This is a genomic window from Rhizobacter sp. P2_H3, assembly GCF_056403355.1.
Genome location: NZ_JBFUFQ010000442.1, coordinates 1 through 2,117, shown reverse-complemented (window position 1 = coordinate 2,117; position 2,117 = coordinate 1). Strand labels below are relative to the sequence as shown.

Below are 2,117 nucleotides of genomic sequence, written 5' to 3'. Positions count from 1 at the left end.
GCCTGGCGGAGGCCGAACGCCTGATGAACGCGGCATGAACACGATCCAGGTCGGTGCCGAGCTGGACCGCATGGCCGCCCATCCGGGCGTCGTCGGCTGCGCGCTGGTCGATGCGCACACCGGGCTGGTCTGGGACAGCCGTGCCGGCGCGCCGAACGCCGAGCGCGTGTGGGAAGCGGCAGTGGACTACTGGCGGCTGCACGAGCGGCAGAAGCTGAACTTCGCCGGCCTGGGCACGCTCGGTGCGGCGGTGATGTACCACAGCGGCGGCGTGCTCGCGGTGTTCCCGTGCTGCAGCGACCCCGACGTGCTGCTCGTCGCGCATGGCGAGCACCGCGGCGTCGACTGGATCGCGCTGCAGCGCATGGCGCGCGCACTCGGCGAGCTGCTGCGCCGTTCGTGACCAGGGGCCGGCGCGTCCGTTCCAACACACATGCCAGCCCGGGGATCGGGCATGGGCGCGGCCTTCACCGTGCCGAAGCGATCTCCACACTCAACCCGACGATTGGAAGAAAGAAACATGGCCACCATCAAACAATCCCTCGATGACCTGCTGACCGTGGACGGCGCGATGTGCGCAGCGGTGGTCGATTCCGCCAGCGGCATGATGCTCGGCTCGACAGGCTCCGGTGTCGACCTCGAAGTGGCTGCCGCCGGCAACACCGAGGTGGTGCGCGCCAAGCTGAAGACGATGCGCCAGCTCGGCCTGAACGACGTGATCGACGACATCCTGATCACGCTGGGCCGGCAGTACCACATCATCCGCCCGGTCTCGCGCAAGGAAGGCGTGTTCGTCTACTTCGTGCTCGACAAGAGCAAGTCCAACCTGGCGCTGGCGCGGCGCAAGGCCCAGGACGTCGAGCGCGAACTGGTGATCTGAGGCCGCACGATGACGCGCAACGCTGCTGTGACGGTGAGCCTCTGCCTGGCGGCCATGCTGGCCTTGATCGGTTGCGGCGGCGGCGCGCAAGGATCGCAAGACCCGCCGAGCGCCGCGTTGATCCCCGGCGCCTACTTCGTTGCGCCCGGCGGCGATGACGCCCAAGCCGGAACGCAATCGGCGCCCTGGGCGACCCTCGCTCACGCGCAGGCGACCGTCTCGCCCGGCGACACGGTGTACCTGCGCGCCGGAACCTACACCTACACCGCCGGTGTCAACACCTGCGCCAGCCGGCAGGACACCGTCAACGCGATCACGCTGGACAAGAGCGGGACGCCGCAGGACCCGATCCGCTACTGGGCCTATCCCGGCGAGAAGCCGGTCTTCGATTTCTCCGGGATAACCGACGACTGCCGCATCAAGGGCTTCAACGTGACCGGCAGCTGGGTCCACCTCAAGGGACTCGAGATCCGGGGCGTACCGCAGAACAACAACCTGAACCACGAATCGTGGGGCGTCTGGATCTCGGGCAGCCACGACATCTTCGAGCAGCTCGACACGCACCACCACATGGGGCCGGGACTGTTCATCCACGACGGCAGCGACAACCTGGTGCTGAACACCGATTCGCACCACAACTACGACCCGCTGACGTCGAATGGCGCGGGCCAGAGTGCCGACGGCTTCGGCGCCCACATCTCGGCCAACCATCCCGGCAACGTCTTCCGCGGCTGCCGCGCCTGGTGGAATTCCGACGACGGGTTCGACCTCATCAACGCCTACTCGCCCGTCACGATCGAGAACTCCTGGGCCTGGCTGCAAGGCTACCTGCCCGGCACGACCACCCCGGTGCCTGCGGGCAACGGCAACGGCATCAAGGCCGGCGGCTACGGCGGCGTGTACGTCGACAACGCGGTGAAGCACACGGTGCGCTTCTCGGTGGCCTTCAGCAACAAGGCGGCCGGCATCTACGCCAACCACCATCCGCTGGCGAACGACTATTTCAACAACACCAGCTACGGCAACCACCCCGACTACGACATGCTCGGTATCCGTGCGGACGGGGCGGCGGTGGGGCTTGGCACGCTCAGGAACAACATCGCCTTCACGGGCATGCTGCTGTCCCATGTCGACGGCACCGACGCCCAGTTCAACTCATGGAACCTGGCCGTGACGCTGTCCGATGCCGAGTTCCAGAGCGTGTCGACCGCCGGATGGGATGCGCCCCGGCAGGCCG

3 protein-coding genes are annotated in these 2,117 nt (G+C 67.3%); all 3 read left to right on the top strand.

What is annotated here, in order from left to right:
• On the top strand, window positions 1-403 hold a 403-nt coding region (locus AC1D1T_RS32115), incomplete at its 5' end, for a hypothetical protein (RefSeq protein ID WP_477993406.1).
• Window positions 404-520: 117 nt separating this feature from the next.
• Window positions 521-880: a hypothetical protein gene (locus AC1D1T_RS32110; RefSeq protein WP_477827794.1), complete on the top strand. Its 360-nt coding sequence runs from the start codon at window positions 521-523 to the stop codon at window positions 878-880.
• Between the two features lie 9 nt (window positions 881-889).
• Window positions 890-2,117 (top strand): right-handed parallel beta-helix repeat-containing protein (locus AC1D1T_RS32105; RefSeq protein WP_477993404.1); only part of this gene is annotated, 1,228 nt, incomplete at its 3' end.